This window comes from Spongiibacter thalassae, from assembly GCF_012272835.1.
Classification (GTDB): Bacteria; Pseudomonadota; Gammaproteobacteria; order Pseudomonadales; family Spongiibacteraceae; genus Spongiibacter; species Spongiibacter thalassae.
Map to the genome: position 1 here is coordinate 237,735 of NZ_JAAWWK010000001.1, position 14,919 is coordinate 252,653.

General features: G+C 53.5%; 12 protein-coding genes. 11 read left to right on the plus strand and 1 reads right to left on the minus strand.

Annotated elements, in window-relative coordinates:
* Positions 1-158 precede the first annotated feature (158 nt).
* On the minus strand, positions 159-734 hold the full coding sequence (locus tag HCU74_RS00980) for a nuclear transport factor 2 family protein (RefSeq protein WP_168448528.1): 576 nt from the start codon (positions 732-734) through the stop codon (positions 159-161).
* A 418-nt stretch (positions 735-1,152) separates the two neighbouring features.
* On the opposite strand from HCU74_RS00980, the gene HCU74_RS00985 reads away from it, so the two are divergent.
* From HCU74_RS00985 to HCU74_RS01035, 11 genes are all read left to right on the plus strand, one after another.
* Positions 1,153-3,525: a TonB-dependent receptor domain-containing protein gene (locus HCU74_RS00985; RefSeq protein WP_168448529.1), complete on the plus strand. Its 2,373-nt coding sequence runs from the start codon at positions 1,153-1,155 to the stop codon at positions 3,523-3,525.
* A gap of 349 nt (positions 3,526-3,874) precedes the next feature.
* Positions 3,875-5,359 carry a class I adenylate-forming enzyme family protein gene (locus HCU74_RS00990; RefSeq protein ID WP_168448530.1) on the plus strand — a complete coding sequence of 495 codons (1,485 nt, stop codon included), beginning with the start codon at positions 3,875-3,877 and terminating at the stop codon, positions 5,357-5,359.
* An 85-nt stretch (positions 5,360-5,444) separates the two neighbouring features.
* On the plus strand, positions 5,445-6,800 hold the full coding sequence (locus HCU74_RS00995) for an aromatic ring-hydroxylating oxygenase subunit alpha (protein WP_168448531.1): 1,356 nt from the start codon (positions 5,445-5,447) through the stop codon (positions 6,798-6,800).
* The gene (locus HCU74_RS01000) at positions 6,797-8,470 is read left to right on the plus strand and encodes an FAD-binding protein (RefSeq protein ID WP_168448532.1); all 1,674 of its coding nucleotides are present in this window, start codon (positions 6,797-6,799) and stop codon (positions 8,468-8,470) included. Before HCU74_RS00995 ends, HCU74_RS01000 begins: the two co-directional genes overlap by 4 nt.
* A gap of 17 nt (positions 8,471-8,487) precedes the next feature.
* A complete protein-coding gene (locus HCU74_RS01005; RefSeq protein WP_210425062.1) occupies positions 8,488-9,474 on the plus strand; it encodes a thiamine pyrophosphate-dependent dehydrogenase E1 component subunit alpha in 987 nt (328 codons plus the stop codon).
* Positions 9,474-10,457, plus strand: coding sequence for an alpha-ketoacid dehydrogenase subunit beta (locus tag HCU74_RS01010; RefSeq protein WP_168448533.1), 984 nt, complete (start codon positions 9,474-9,476; stop codon positions 10,455-10,457). The genes HCU74_RS01005 and HCU74_RS01010 overlap by 1 nt, the downstream gene beginning before the upstream one ends.
* 9 nt (positions 10,458-10,466) lie before the next feature.
* Positions 10,467-10,700, plus strand: a complete 234-nt coding sequence (locus HCU74_RS01015) for a biotin/lipoyl-containing protein (RefSeq protein ID WP_168448534.1) — start codon at positions 10,467-10,469, stop codon at positions 10,698-10,700.
* 20 nt (positions 10,701-10,720) lie between these two features.
* Positions 10,721-11,473 carry a 2-oxo acid dehydrogenase subunit E2 gene (locus HCU74_RS01020; protein WP_168448535.1) on the plus strand — a complete coding sequence of 251 codons (753 nt, stop codon included), beginning with the start codon at positions 10,721-10,723 and terminating at the stop codon, positions 11,471-11,473.
* Between the two features lie 2 nt (positions 11,474-11,475).
* Positions 11,476-12,417 (plus strand): SDR family NAD(P)-dependent oxidoreductase, encoded by a 942-nt coding sequence (locus HCU74_RS01025; protein ID WP_168448536.1) that lies wholly within the window; start codon positions 11,476-11,478, stop codon positions 12,415-12,417.
* Between the two features lie 43 nt (positions 12,418-12,460).
* A complete protein-coding gene (locus HCU74_RS01030) occupies positions 12,461-13,669 on the plus strand; it encodes a cytochrome P450 (RefSeq protein ID WP_210425063.1) in 1,209 nt (402 codons plus the stop codon).
* A gap of 2 nt (positions 13,670-13,671) precedes the next feature.
* On the plus strand, positions 13,672-14,817 hold the full coding sequence (locus tag HCU74_RS01035) for a serine hydrolase domain-containing protein (protein WP_168448538.1): 1,146 nt from the start codon (positions 13,672-13,674) through the stop codon (positions 14,815-14,817).
* The last annotated feature ends 102 nt before the right edge of the window (positions 14,818-14,919 follow it).

Consider the following 14,919-nt stretch of genomic DNA (forward strand, 5'->3'; position numbering starts at 1 on the left):
GTTGTCGGCAAGCGGTAGATCCTTCGCATTTCACATAGCCACAGTGAGCCTCGCTATGTGTAATAAATACAGGGGGCGTCGGTGGCTTGCCGTGTAGCTAACGGATGTGTCGTCAAATTGCGGGCGCGGCACGATCTGTCGGTGGCCAGGAGTTCGGCTTATCCGTCAATGCTATCGGGAAAGCGTAAACCGATCCGCTTCGGGTCAACGGCCAGGGGGCGTTCATAGGAGGGGTCCAGCTTGTCTCTGCGGGGGATGCCAGTACCGAGGAACGCGTCGAGGGCTTCACGTGGCATCGGTACTTCGCCTGGGGCACCTGACCAGTCGATGAGGCATTTGCGAGTAACGATGCCCCATTGCCCATCGCGTTTTTCCAATCTGTCGATGTAGCGTCCTCCGCCGAGGGAGAGGGGTGCGCCGTGCTTGTTCATTGCTGCAAACATCCAATAGGTTTCGGTGTGAGCCGTGTCGCCGTCGAGTTCGCAGGTGTGATTGGTGACAATGTGCTGGGTGCTGTGCTGATAGGTGGTGTGGTGGTTAATGGCCCAGTTGGCGAAGGCCTCGCGGTCCCCGACAAACATGCCATGATCATCTATGGCATCCGGGTGATAGACCGATACCAATAGTTCCCTGTCCAGGCGATCGACGCCCCGGCAGTAAAGGTGCATGCAATCCAGTATGGCCTGTCGGTCTGCCAGCTCGGTTACAGTGGCAACTAATTGCTGTTGATTCATCGTAAGCATCCTCTTGTTATGTTTATGGGTTGATTGCAGGTGAACGGAAATGTCCAGATCAAACAAAAACTATACCTAGTATACCAATTGGTTGATTGTAGGGGCAGAGCCGTTTGGTGCGCAATGGGTAAATGTCAGGCTGGCAGCCAGTGTGCGGTCTAAGTAATTGTACCTACGGGGCCGAGTAAAGTCGGTTTAACTTAGGTAGATTTGGAGCGGTTTATTGGGAGTTTCTTAATGGTGTGAGCGTAACATGCTGATATATATCGTTTTACTGTGACAGGCTTTGAGTTCGGCTAATAGGGTCAGCATTCTGGTGTTGGGAATGGCGGGTGCGGCGAGCGGCTTGCGAAAGACCAATAAATAGATTACCTTTTATACCCTTAATTAATAATGAGCATTTCAAGAGGGCTTCTCTGTGCCACATAAATATCCCTTATACAGTCTTAAAAAGTGCGCTTATATTCCGTTGTTGGCGGCGACCCTGCCAGTGTCGCCACTTGCCCAGAGTTCACAGGTCATAGAGGAAGTAGTTGTTGTAGCGAGGAAGGTTGAAGAATCAATGCAGTCTACGCCGGTGGCTGTTACGGCGGTGACTTCAGCTGCCATTGATAAACAGCAGTTGGTTGATATATCAGCGCTATCTGCAGCAGTTCCAAATCTGGTGGTGTCCAGCGCTGTCGCGCAGCCTGGCTCAGCCACCCTGTTTATGCGTGGGCAAGGGTCGCTTGATGGTTTGATCGCGATTGACCAGGCCATTGGTGTATATGTCAACGGCGTATATGCTGCACGCTCGACGGGGGGCTTGCTGGAGTTTTTTGACGTAGCGCAAGTTGAGGTGTTGCGGGGGCCGCAGGGTACGCTCTTCGGTCGAAACACCACTGGCGGTGCGGTTAACGTAATCACCACTCGGCCTTCCCAGGAGTTGGAAGGTTCGGCTCGCGTGGATGTCGGGAACTACAACCACAAGTTGTTTCGTGGCGTGCTGAACTTGCCAGTGAATGACGCTTTCGCGGTTCGTGCGGCATACCAGCACAAGGAGCAGGATGGCTTCGGTAAAAACCTGCTGCTTGATCGCGAGACGGGTGGTTTTGATAACGACTACCTGCGGTTGACGGCGGAGTTCTCGCCTGAGGATGCTCCTTACAGCGTTTTACTGGCTGCCGATCGATTTGAAATGAGCACTGCCGGGGAGACTGTGGGGCTGAAATCCTGGCGTCCAACCCAGGCTAACCAGGCGGTGATTGCGGCGTGTTCCGGGCAGATTCCCGGCGCAGAATCCTTGGCTCAGGCCTGCCCCTATGGTCGTCCTGGTGGGGATACCTACGATAATTATTTACAGGGAAATGGTCTGATTAATGACTTTCACGATACGTTTTCTCCAGCGGCGGCCTATGGTGAGGTTGAGAATTACGGCTTCTCGGCCACGGTGGATGCTGATCTCAGCGAAACGCTTTACTTCAAATCTATAACCGGTGTCCGTGGTGTGGAGATGGCGTCGTTGACGGATAACGACGGTACTCCCTATGTGTTGACCGGTGGCGTAGAAGACGATCACGGTAACTTTATCAAGCAGTCCCAGTTTAGTCAGGAACTGCAGCTGAATGGTACCGCGCTGGATAGTCGGCTGAGCTGGATTGTTGGTTTGTATTATTTCATTGAAGAAGGCGACGATGACTCTATTAGTGGCGCGTTGTTTCCGATAAATCCAGCTATCGGTTATGTCGATGCTGAGATCACCAACAAGAGTCGCGCGGTTTTTGCCCAGCTCAACTTTGATCTTTCAGAGCGTCTGCGAATGACGACGGGTCTTCGCTACACTGAAGACGAGCGGGAAATGATATCGAGAAACCGCGATCGTAATGCCTTTACCGGCGCGGAATCCAGTTCCCTGCCACCGGAAACTCTGGATGGGGATCCGAATGACCCTTTCCGTGCAACGTTTAAGCGTGACTATGATTACTGGTCGTCAATGTTCGGTCTTGATTACCAGATCAGCGATTCGCTGTTCAGTTATTTGAAGGTCAGTCGGGCCTACCGTTCAGGCGGGCTTAATACTCGGGTGGTAGCGGGTGGAACGCCGCCGATTGGCTTTGACCCAGAAGAAGTAACCGATGTGGAAGTGGGGGCGAAGTTCGACTTCTGGGAAGGGCGTGGGCGCTTGAATACAGCTGTGTTCCACACTGACTTCAAGGACATTCAGCGCAACCTGACCGGTGTCACCGATGACGGGCGACTAGTTTCGGGTATTGATAATGCGGCAGAGGCGGTGATTCAGGGCGCAGAGTTTGAATTGCAGTTACTGCCTGTGGAAAATTTGACCCTATCCGCCAACGTCGGCTTGACTGTTTATGAATACAAAGAGTTTATCAACAGCATCAACGGTCAGGATTTGTCGGATACGCCCTTTATATACTCGCCTGAAATGACCTACGGCGTGTCGGCAGATTATGACATACCAATGTCCGGCGACAAGCTGCTCAATCTTAACGTTAACTATGCGTATAAAGATGATATGTACGCGCTGGCACTGAAAGACCCCGAACTAAACGATGAGGAAAATCGTGAATTGAGGGACACTGCCAAAATGGATGGTTATGGATTGCTCAACCTCCGGCTGGCCCTGTCTTTTGGCAAGAGCGACGTTGAGGTCGCGCTATGGGGTCGAAACGTCCTGGACAAAGAGTATGAAACCCGGTTGCTGCCTTTGGAAAATACACCGCTGGGCATCACCTCGTATCAGCCGGGTGCGCCACGTACCTTTGGTGTATCGATCAGTAAATCCTTCTAGGCTCTCATGCTTGCCCCGCGGAGTACGCGGGGCTTTTTTTTATACGTGTCGGGATTGCCTGTTAAGTCTGGTTAGGCAACGGTACTGCGTTAGGCATGCCAGCTCGATACTTTCCTGTTTATTCGTTTCAAATACCCTTCATTATTGCAGTGAGTTTGGCGGCGCGCCGGGTTTGAATGCCGGAGCGAGTTGCCGTTTTATTTGATGTTGTCCGCTGTAAGTCTCTTGTTGCTTAAATAGAATACCTATTATACTATTTGTATATGGTTGGTCCGCGCTGCCGTTATATGCGCCTGTGCGTGGTCAGTCGAATAACAATATCTAATTAACCGACATCAAAAGCAGTGCTATGAATATCAGCTCCCAGATCAAGCAGTCTCTCACTGATGCCAGGCTCTCGAATGCCCTCGAGTATCAAGGCAACTGGTTCAGTTGGCAGGATTTAAGTCGCCATGCCGGGTCGCTCCAGCAGGTGCTGGGTCATGCCGGTTTGGGTGAGGGGGCGAGGGTGGCGCTGGTTGCCCGCAATCGGCCAGCCCATGTTGCAGCCCTGCTGGGGTTGATGGCCTCGCGGTATACCACTGCAATGGTTTATGTGGCCCAGCCAGAGCAGGAGCTGGCCGCGGAATTGGTCAACATGGCTGTTCCTGCGGTGATCGCCGACGCAGAAGACTGGACTCCGGGGCTCATATCCGCCGTCAAGGCCGCCGGAGTGATGGGCTTGTCCGTATCGGGAAGGCTGCCGTCGGGTTTACAGGTCGAAAAGATCTGTGACCTCACTAACTTATCTCTCGCCTTGGTAGGCCAGTCCGAGACTGCTATTGAAATGCTTAGCAGTGGTACGACCGGAAAACCCAAGCGCATAGCCATCAGTTACACCACGCTCGATAAGGCTGCGGCCGGTATGGTCAAGGTGGGCGATGCCGCACCTACTGTCGATATTCTGCCCTTTCCAATCGGCAATATCAGTGGTTTGTATTTTCTCATTCCCGCCTGCCTTAACCAGCAGGCGCTGGTGCTGCTGGAAAAATTCCGTCTCGATGATTGGCTGCGTGCGGTAAAGGCTTACCGCCCCAGCTACTGCGCGGTGCCGCCGCCGGCGATAAAAATGATTCTGGACCGAAAAGTGGCCAAGGAAGACCTGCAAGGCCTTGCTGCACTGGGTGTGGGTGCGTCTCCGCTGGATCCGGAGGTGCAAAAGACGTTTCAGGACTACTACGGAATCAGCATCCTGATTGGCTACGGGGCGACGGAGTTCGGCGGCGTTATTGTAGCGTGGACGCTTGAGGAGCATCAGCTTTTTGGCGACGTCAAGCTGGGCAGCGTGGGTCGCGTCCGCGAGGGTGTTGAAATTCGAATTATCGACAGTGAGAGCGGGCATCCACTGCCGTTCGGTGAAGTAGGGATACTTGAGGCGAAAGTAGATCGCATTGGTAGCGAGTGGTTGCGCACAACTGATTTGGCGATGATGGATAGTGAAGGATTTGTTTTTATAAAGGGGCGAGCGGACGACACCATTAATCGGGGGGGCTTTAAAGTGCAACCCGAGAAAGTTGAAGCCGTTCTGCGTCGCCACAAGTCGGTATCGGAGGTGGCTGTTGTCGGTCAACGTGACGATCGTCTGGGGCAAATCCCCGTTGCGGTAATAGAACTAAAAGAGGGCTTATCGCCGCCGTCCTCAGCAGAGCTTGAGGATCTGGCGCGGCAGGTATTGCGTCCCCAGGAAGTGCCAGCACGTTTTCTTACCTTTAAAGAACTTCCCCGCACTGCATCACTGAAGGTGCGGCGCAAGGAAGTACGCGAGCGCTTGGGCGAGGCTGGTGAATTGGGTTGAACAACCTCTGATACTGATGGTCGCCGCGGCTGTGATAGGTAAAGACAGCCGGGCCTGACCAAGAATAAATGATGACGGGAGAGATATGGCCAACGATCAAATAGAGTTAATACCTGTTCGTGAAGATTTCGTTCCAAAGGACGTGTATCTGTCCGAGAAATTTGCGCGCCTGGAAAAAGAGTATCTTTGGCCCAAGGTCTGGCAAGTGGTTTGCCGTGAAGAGGAGATACCTCGGGTAGGCGACTACGTGACCTATGAAGTGCTTGACGAATCCTTTGTTATCGTCAGGACCGATGCTGAAACCATCAAAGCCTATCACAACGTCTGTCAGCATCGTGGCAGAAGGTTAGTCGAAGGTTGCGGCAGGAAGGCGCGCTTGCGCTGTCGCTTCCATGGTTGGACCTGGAATTTGGACGGTAGCCTCGCGGAAGTGCTGGATCGCAGCGACTGGGACGGCTGTGAGGATATGTCCGATGCCGATCTGGCATTGAAAGAACCGTTGATCGACTTCTGGCAGGGTTTTGTCTTCATCAATATGGACTCCAATGCCGAGCCGTTGGAAAAATACCTCGACCCCGTGCCGAGCTATTGCGACGGCTTTGAATTCTCAAAAATGCGTTTCCATTGGAGCAAGTCGGTGCGTTTGCCGTGTAACTGGAAAGTTGCGCTTGAGGCATTTAATGAGGGCTATCATGTCGCGGCGACCCATCCACAACTGCTGGATACCGTTGGCGACGATCGCACAGTCTCCTTTGCCTTTAACAAGCACGGGATGTTTGGTTACTTCGAGGGCACACGACCTCTGGGTACACCGAGTCCACGCACTGGAAAGCCAGTCCCTGACGATATCCGTCCGGGGCTGATTCAATATATAGACCAGATTGATAAAACCCTGAATGCGATTATTACCCACCGCGATGCTGCGGCCTCACGCCGTCTGATGACCGACGCTTCGGCAGATGATGATCCAATGGAACTGCTGGGTAAGCTTGCCGGATTTATGCAGGAGGCCGCCGTGGCAGACGGCGCCGGTTGGCCTGATATGTCCTTTGAAGATGTCTATAAGGCGGGTACAGACTGGCATGTGTTTCCCAATTTTGTATTCCTGCCCTATCCTGATGGGGCGCTGTTTTATCGGTCCCGTCCGGACGGCGATAACCCCGACAGCTGTATCTACGATATCTGGGCATTGGCGCGATTTGCGCCGGGTGCCGAGCCCGAATTGAAGCACGAAAAATTTTATGGAAAAGACGATTGGCGAGAGCAGGATAACTTCGGTCTGATCCTGACTCAGGATTTTCAAAACATGCACAACGTGCAGCGCGGCATGAAATCCAGCGGCTTCTCCGGTGCTCGCACCAACCCGAAGCAGGAAAAAGTGTTGTCAAATTTCCACAAAGTACTTATTGAAAACTATCTCAACGGTGAGGCTTCCAAGTGAATTCCTGGGATGAAGTCTACGATTTTGTAGTGATAGGCAGCGGCGGTGGCGCCAGTGGTGCATTGAAGGCCCATGCCGAAGGAATGCGCTGCCTGATCGTAGAAAAGAACCCGCATTTCGGCGGATCCACCGGCCTTTCAGGTGGAGTGTGGTGGATTCCCAATAACCCGCTGATGAAAAAGCGTGGGTACGAGGATTCCTATGCCAGAGGTCGGCAGTATCTCGACGCCGTCGTGGGAGAAGAGCAGCCAGGCTCTACGGATGCGCGACGCCGGGCGTATATTGAAAATGGCCCAAGGCTGTGTGAATTTTTGATGCGCCAGGGCATGGAAATGGAGGCAGTGGAATTTTGGCCGGACTACTATGCCGACCTTCCCGGTGGCGAGAGTCGCAGTCGCTCCGTTGTTCCCAAATTGTTTAACCTGAAGGAGCTGGGTAGCTGGCTACCAAAACTGGCGACCTACCCTGGCTTTGACATGCCATTACACAGCAACGACGTGTCGCCTATTTCCACGATGATGACCACGTTGGCTGGGAAGAAAGCCGTCGGCAGAATGGTGAAACAAATCATAGTGGATTTTTTCCTGGGGCGGAAAACCCGTGGGCAAGGCGCTGCTATGCAAGGGCGTATGCTCAAGCTGTTGCTCGATAAAAAGGTAGACCTCTGGCTGAATTCGCCGGTGGTTGATCTGATTGAAGAAAACGGAAAAGTCGCTGGGGTGCTGGTTCGTCGGGACGGCAAGCTGGTTCGTGTCGCAGCGAGTCGAGGGGTATTGATTAGCAGTGGCGGCTTTGCGCGTAACCAGAAATTACGCGACCAATACCTGCCAACGCCGACCGACGCAAACCTGAGCAGTGCCAATCAGGGTGACACCGGCGAGATGCTGGAGGCGGCGATTCAACTTGGCGCAGATACCCACAATACCGACGCGGCGATATGGGTATTGACCTCCCGTTGTCCCGACGGTAGCCCCGCGCCCGGGCAAATTATCAACGGTAAAGATTACCCTTTCCTGCATGTTATCGATATCGGTAAACCAGGCTTGATTATGGTCAACCAAAAGGGGCAGCGATTTGTGAATGAATCAGCCTCTTACATGCATGTTGGCGAAGAAATGTACCGAACCGCATCGGTGCCGTCGTGGATTATCACCGACCACAGTAATAGAAAGCGCTATCCCTGGGGAGGGACGACATTGGGTGCGCCGAAGAAATGGCTGGAAAGTGGTTATTTACGACGCGCTGATACCATTGAGGAGTTGGCCGTGTTGTGCGGTATCGATCCAGATGGTCTGCAACAGACGGTTACCCGCTTTAATCGTTACTGTGAAGAGGGAAAAGATCTTGACTTCGGCCGAGGGGCTAATGCCTACAACCATTGGAATGGGGATTTTTCCAATAAACCCAATCCGAGTCTCGGACCACTACGCAAACCGCCTTACTACGCGATAACGGCCTTCCCCGGAGACGTGGGCACCTTTGGTGGTTTGGTTTGCGATGAAAATTCCAGAGTTCTGCGTAAAGACGGTACGCCGATAGAAGGTCTCTACGCGGCGGGAAATTGCACCGCCAGTGTCATGGGCAAAACCTACCCAGGGGCGGGTGCAAGTATCGGCGCAAGCTACGTATTTTCCTATTTGGCTGCGGCTCATGCCAGCGGCAAGCCATGAATGTATAGCGAGGTGTAATGATGAAAGAAACACAGCAGCCAGACCGGGAAGTACTTCTGGATATGTATCGACGAGTCAATCTGATATATCAGAACGACGAACGTCTGCGCTCTGCGATACGCTCAGGAAAGATTGCTACCACCTATTATTCGCCCCGGGGGCAGGAAGTTATTCCCGCTGCCGTGTCGGTGAATCTCACTGATGAAGATTACATTTGTACGATTTATCGGGGTGTCCATGACATGCTGGCGAAAGGCGCGCCGGTAAAGGAAATCTGGGCAGAAATAGGTGGTCGAGCCACAGGGACCTGCAAGGGCAAAGGCGGGCCAATGCATATCACCCACCCAGCGACCGGAGTGATGGTTACCACGGGGATCGTTGGCAGCTCGCTGCCGATTGCCAACGGCCTGGCCTGGGCGTCACAGCTTCGTGACGACAAGCGGGTTACCGTGGCCTATTTCGGTGATGGCGCATCCAATATCGGTGCGGTACACGAAGCCATGAACATGGCGGCGGTGAAGAAATTTCCGGTGGTGTTTGTTTGCCAGAATAATGGTTATGGCGAACACACTCACTATAGCCTGTCTACCTCGGCGCGGCAGATTTCCGATCGCGCCGCGGGATATCAGATGCCTGGAGTAACGGTAGATGGTAATGACCCGGTTGCGATGTATGTCGCGGCAAAGGAAGCCATTGACCGGGCACGTAATGGTGATGGCCCGACGCTTATAGAAGCGAAAACCTTCCGCTTTATGGGGCATGTGCTGGGTGACGCCGATGGTTATATGGACAAGGAAGAAAAGAAACAGGCTATGGCCAACGACCCTGTGCCACGATTCCGTCAGTGGATGCTGGATCAAGGGCATGCACAGGAAGAGCAGTTGGCAGAAATGGAGGCCGCTATCACCGCTGAGATCGATGAGGCTCTGGCGTTTACCCTGTCGAGTCCCATGCCCGACGTTGCCGAGCTGAAACGTGACGTATTCGCAGAGGAGTTAAACTAATGAGCGCGAAAGTGAATTTTATTCAAGCGATAAATATGGCGCTTGATGATGCGATGGCGGAAGACGACGGCGTTCTGGTGCTTGGTGAAGACGTCGCCGACCCCCAGGAAGGCGGTATTGCTGGCGTCACCAAAGGTTTGTCCAGCAAATATGGCGAGCTGCGTGTGATGTCTACGCCGATAGCTGAGCAGGCCATAATGGGTGCAGCAATCGGTGCCGCGATTACCGGATTCAGACCGGTAGCGGAAATTATGTTGATGAATTTTACCACCGTTGCGATGGACATGATTATTAACCACGCGGCGAAACTGCGGTTCATGTCAGGGGGGCAAACCAGCGTTCCTCTGACCATCCGTACTATGACAGGAGCAGGTTTTGGCAATGGCGGCCAGCACTGCGACTACCTTGAAGCGTGGTTTGCCCACACCGCCGGCCTTAAAGTCGTGACGCCATCCAGTCCGGCCGATGCGTACGCACTCATGCGTGCATGTATCGCAGATGAAGACCCCTGTCTGTTTATCGAAAACCTGCCCTCCTATTGGGTTCAGGGGGATGCGCCTGAACGGGGAACGGTCGCTGAGTTGGGTAAAGCCAAAGTGCTACGTGAAGGTAGCGACGTTTCATTAATCAGTTATGGGCGGACAATCAGTGATTGTCTGGTGGTTGCAGAGCAGTTGGCAGAGGAAGGTATTCAGGCGGAAATCGTCGATCTGCGAACAATCGCACCCTACGACAAAGCCACAGTCGCGGCGTCAGTGGAGAAGACCGGACGTTGTGTCATTGTGCACGAGGCAGTCACTCCATTTGGTGTAGGCGCAGAGATTGCCGCCTACTTGCAGGATGAGCTGTTTGGTAGTTTGCACGCACCGGTTAAGCGAGTGGGATCGGTATTTTCTCCTGTGCCCTTTTCCAAGCCGCTGGAAACTGCCTTTTTACCGAGTCACGACGACGTTATCAGCGCCGTGAAATCGACATTTAAGTGAGGATGGGATATGGCCACAGAAGTGAAATTTCCGAAAATCGGGTTCTCTATGGACGAAGGCGTGCTGGCAGAGTGGTATGTCAGTGATGGCGCGACAGTCAGCGAGGGGCAGTCGATTTATGGTCTTGAATCCGAGAAGTCGGTTCAGGAGGTCGAGTCGCCTGCCAGTGGCGTGATCAAGCTGATTGGCAAGGCGGGAGAAACCTACTCAGTGGGCGATGTTATCGCCACCATAGAAAGTTAAGGCGGGAATTGGAAAGGCACATGTCTGAAAAAAATACTGCAATAGGCGCCAACCTGCCGGCTTGGCCGGACGTTGACCACCGGATTTTTGGCGAAGTCGAAGAACAGCTCGTCAGTAAGGTACAACAATTAGTAGGGGCGTTTTTACACCGCAACTGGTTGGGGATACCCCACGTTACCCATAATGACGATGTGGATATCACCGATGTGGAGGGCTTTCGCAAGGGCTTGTCGCCGAAACCCAGTATTTTGCCTTTTTTAATGAAGGCTATGGTCGAGGCCATGAGGGAATATCCTCAATTCAACGCGTCACTGAGTAAGGATCAAAGCCGCCTGATCTGTAAGCGTTATTTTAATATCGGTTTCGCCGCAGACACACCGAATGGCCTGCTTGTACCGGTAGTCAAGAATGTCGATGGCAAATCCATCGCGGAGCTGTCTGCGGAGATTCTTGATAAATCGCAGCGCGCTCGGGAAAAAGGCCTGCCCATGTCGGAAATGTCAGGTGGCGGAATTACGGTAAGCGCATTGGGCTCCATTGGTGGTACATCGTTTACACCGATCATCAATGCCCCTGAGGTCGCAATACTTGGAGCGACCAAGGCCGTTTGGAAGCCAACGCGGGGAGAAGGCGGCGAGATAGAGTGGCGCTATATGCTGCCCCTCTCCTTAAGCTACGACCACCGAGTCATTAATGGCGCTGACGCTGCCCGGTTCCTCAGTTATCTGGGAAAAATCATCGCCGATCCAAAATACTATAACAACTGGAGTTAATCATGACGTCTATAAGATTCGATCAGCAGGTAGCCGTAGTCACCGGAGCGGGTGGCGGCTTGGGAAGAACCTATGCACTTGAACTGGCTGCCCGTGGTGCTGCGGTAGTAGTGAACGATCTCGGTGGTAATATCTCAGGTGATGGGGCAGGAACCTCCATGGCTGACAGTGTTGTCGCGGAAATCCTTGCCGCCGGGGGCAAAGCCGTTGCAAATTACGATTCGGTTGCGGACAGCAAAGGCGCAGATGCCATTATCCAAACCGCTTTGGACAAGTTTGGTCGAGTCGATATTGTGATTAACAATGCCGGCAATTTACGTAATGCCTATATCGACAAGCTCAGCGATGACGATATTGATTCACTGCATTCGGTACACCTCAAGGGTTCACTGTATGTGAGTCGAGCGGCCTTCCATCACATGAAACAGCAGGGATATGGTCGAATCCTGTTTACCTCGTCGGCAGCAGGTGTTTTCGGTAACCCGGAACAGGCCGCTTACGCCGCAGCTAAAGCCGGCATGGTTGGGCTAACAAATGTATTTGGTATTGAAGGCGAAGCTCACGGTATCAAGACCAATACGCTGCTGCCGATGGCAGCAAGTCGCATGGCCGAGAAAATGGACCCGGCCCAGTTGCAGCAATTCGCTGAGCTTAATGCCACCTTCGGCAATGCGCTTACGCCAGACTATATTACGCCGTTAGTTGTATATTTGGTGAGCCGTGAGTGCGAAGCAAATAAAAGCATTTACTCTGCCGTTGCCGGTCGCTTCGCCAAGGTCGTCATCGGACTGACCAAGGGTTGGCTTGGACCCCGGGATGCGCCGGCGTCGGTTGAAGATGTCGCTGCCCACTTTGCCGACATTGAAGACCAGACAGTGGTCGATGAACCCTGTAGTTTGGTCGACGAACTACAAATAATTGCCAAACACGTGCGCGCGGAATAAATGACGCGGTAATTTTTGCGACGTTCAGAATTGGAGAAAAATGATGAGTGCTGAAGTAGCGAATATTCCAGACCACGTGCCCAGCGACAGGGTAGTGGATTTCGATTTTTACAAAATGGATTTCGGTTCAGGGGATGTACAGCAAGCCTGGAAGCGAATTCAGGATTCCAGCCCGGACATTTTCTGGACGCCCCATAACGGGGGACATTGGGTTGGTGTGCGCGGAGATATTATTAAGGAAGTTGAACTCGACCACGAGCACTTTTCCCACCGCCAGTTTACTATCCCGTGGATGAACTCCCCCGTGCCTGCTTTGCCGCTGTGCCTGGATCCGCCTGAGCATGCCCCTGTCCGTGCTTTGATTAATCCGGCGATGTCCCCAAGGGCATTGGTCGCGCTGAGCGCGCGCGCGCAGCAAGTCTGTGAGGAACTTATCAGCAAGATCGCCGAAAAAGGTGAATGCGAATTTGTTAGCGAGTTCGGTTCTGTGCTACCCATTGAGGTTTTCCTGAGCATTGTCGACTTGCCGGCCAGCGACCGCGAGATGCTGTTGCCTCTGGCTGATGTCATTGTTCGAGAGCAGGATCCCGATGTTCGACTGCAAGCACAGATAAAAGTCAGCGAGTACCTGATTGGCTGGATCGACCGTCGAAGCAAAGAGCCGGGCGAGGATCTTATCAGCAAGATCACTCAGGCAAAGGTGGGGGGGCAGCCTCTGTCGCAGATGGAAGTCCTGGGCTTGTGCTCGCTGGTTCTGATCGGGGGACTCGACACCGTCGCGTCGATGATGGGCTTTATTGCACGGTTTTTGGCGCTGCATCCAGAGCACCGCCAACAGCTGCTTGATAACCCGGATCTTCTGGAGGAAGACCGAATTCTAGAGGAGCTGATGCGCCGGCACGCTCTGCCAAATACCAGCCGTTACATTGTCAGTGATTATGAATTTCGCGGAGTCTCTTTAAAGGCCGGCGAAAATATCCTCATTCCAACTTGCCTGTATGGTTTGGACGAACGAATCGTCGATAACCCTCTTGAGGTGGATTTTTCTCGTCCTGCACCGATTCCCCAGGCAGGCTTTGGCAATGGGCCGCACCGCTGTCCCGGCGCGATGCTCGCGAAGCGAGAAGTGCGGATATTTCTGAAAGAGTGGCTCAAGCACATCCCTCATTTCAGAGTGAAACAAGGTACTACGCCGAAGATGGCCAGTGGCTCGGTCAACGGTATTCTGAAACTCGAACTCGAGTGGGATTGAGAATGCATTTCGCTATGGCGGAAAAGGTAGACCAGGCTATCGCCGCGGCGATTGGGCGCGGTGAAGTGGGCATACAGGTCGCGGCCTATCATAACGGCGAGCTGGTGCTGGATACCTGGGGTGGTCTGGCAGATCCGCAACGCAATATACCGGTGGATGGCGACACGTTATTTAATGTGTACTCGGTGACCAAGGCGGTGGCGGCAACAGCACTGCATATACAGGTTGACCGTGGGCTGGTGGATTACGATGCACGAGTTGCCGACTATTGGCCTGAGTATGCCGCGAATGGAAAAGGAGCGACCACGGTAAGGGACGTGCTCACCCACCGCGCCGGTGTTCCGCAGATGCCCGATGCAGTAACCCCGGAATTGATGTGTGATTGGGAGTGGATGACAACGGCCATAGCCGATCTGGCCCCGCTAGCCGAGCCCGGTAGCAAGACACTTTACCTGTCGATGACATTTGGCTGGATTATTGGCGAGCTGGTGCGTCGCACTGACCCACAGGCGCGTTCGCTGGGAACCTTCATCAAGGAGGAAATTGCCGAGCCATTGGGTATAACTGATTTATGGGTTGGTCTACCTGATGACGCACTTCCCCGTGTTGCGGTTCAAAAAAACGAAATGCAAGAGCCGCCAGCCGACATGTTGCCGCCTTTGTTTCTGGCATCTATGCCCCCGCAGGTCGCCCTGACCCCTGCGGTATTCGAGCTGCCGGAGGTTCGGCGGGCGGAGGTTGCCGGTGTTGGCGGCATTTTCAATGCGCGTAGCGAAGCGCGGTTCTGGGCCATGTTGGCCGGTGGCGGCGCATTGGGCGACGTGCGCTTGCTGTCACAAAAACTGGTGGATAGCTTGCGTACACCCAGAATCAACAGTGAGGAACCGGACCCAGTCATGTTCGGTATTCCGCTACCGATTAGTTCGGGGGGATTCTGGTTGGGCGGGGATTACCCGCCTGTGTGTAGCGTCGGAAACCCCCGTGCAATTTGCCATCCTGGGCAGGGAAACTCGATCGGCTGGGCTGATATCGACAACAATCTTTCGGTGGCGATCTGCCATAACCGCTTGTACAACCCCCATTCTGTCGATGACGACCCGCTCTTTCCTATTGCCAGGGCCATACGCGAGTGCCTCGGATTAGACTGATGAAACGTCCGTTGAATTCAGCACCAGGAGTTTCATCTGCGTGGCAGTGCTGCGCCAAAAGCAAATAAAAATGCAGGTGTATTTCTGCACATGAGTACCTAT

Bases quoted from the DNA above. Each gene is read 5' to 3' on its own strand.
- HCU74_RS00980 (WP_168448528.1), bottom strand. From the start codon at position 734: ATGAATCAACAGCAATTAGTTGCCACTGTAACCGAGCTGGCAGACCGA.
- HCU74_RS00990 (WP_168448530.1), top strand. From the start codon at position 3,875: ATGAATATCAGCTCCCAGATCAAGCAGTCTCTCACTGATGCCAGGCTC.
- HCU74_RS00995 (WP_168448531.1), top strand. From the start codon at position 5,445: ATGGCCAACGATCAAATAGAGTTAATACCTGTTCGTGAAGATTTCGTT.
- HCU74_RS01005 (WP_210425062.1), top strand. From the start codon at position 8,488: ATGATGAAAGAAACACAGCAGCCAGACCGGGAAGTACTTCTGGATATG.
- HCU74_RS01010 (WP_168448533.1), top strand. From the start codon at position 9,474: ATGAGCGCGAAAGTGAATTTTATTCAAGCGATAAATATGGCGCTTGAT.
- HCU74_RS01015 (WP_168448534.1), top strand. From the start codon at position 10,467: ATGGCCACAGAAGTGAAATTTCCGAAAATCGGGTTCTCTATGGACGAA.
- HCU74_RS01020 (WP_168448535.1), top strand. From the start codon at position 10,721: ATGTCTGAAAAAAATACTGCAATAGGCGCCAACCTGCCGGCTTGGCCG.
- HCU74_RS01025 (WP_168448536.1), top strand. From the start codon at position 11,476: ATGACGTCTATAAGATTCGATCAGCAGGTAGCCGTAGTCACCGGAGCG.
- HCU74_RS01030 (WP_210425063.1), top strand. From the start codon at position 12,461: ATGAGTGCTGAAGTAGCGAATATTCCAGACCACGTGCCCAGCGACAGG.
- HCU74_RS01035 (WP_168448538.1), top strand. From the start codon at position 13,672: ATGCATTTCGCTATGGCGGAAAAGGTAGACCAGGCTATCGCCGCGGCG.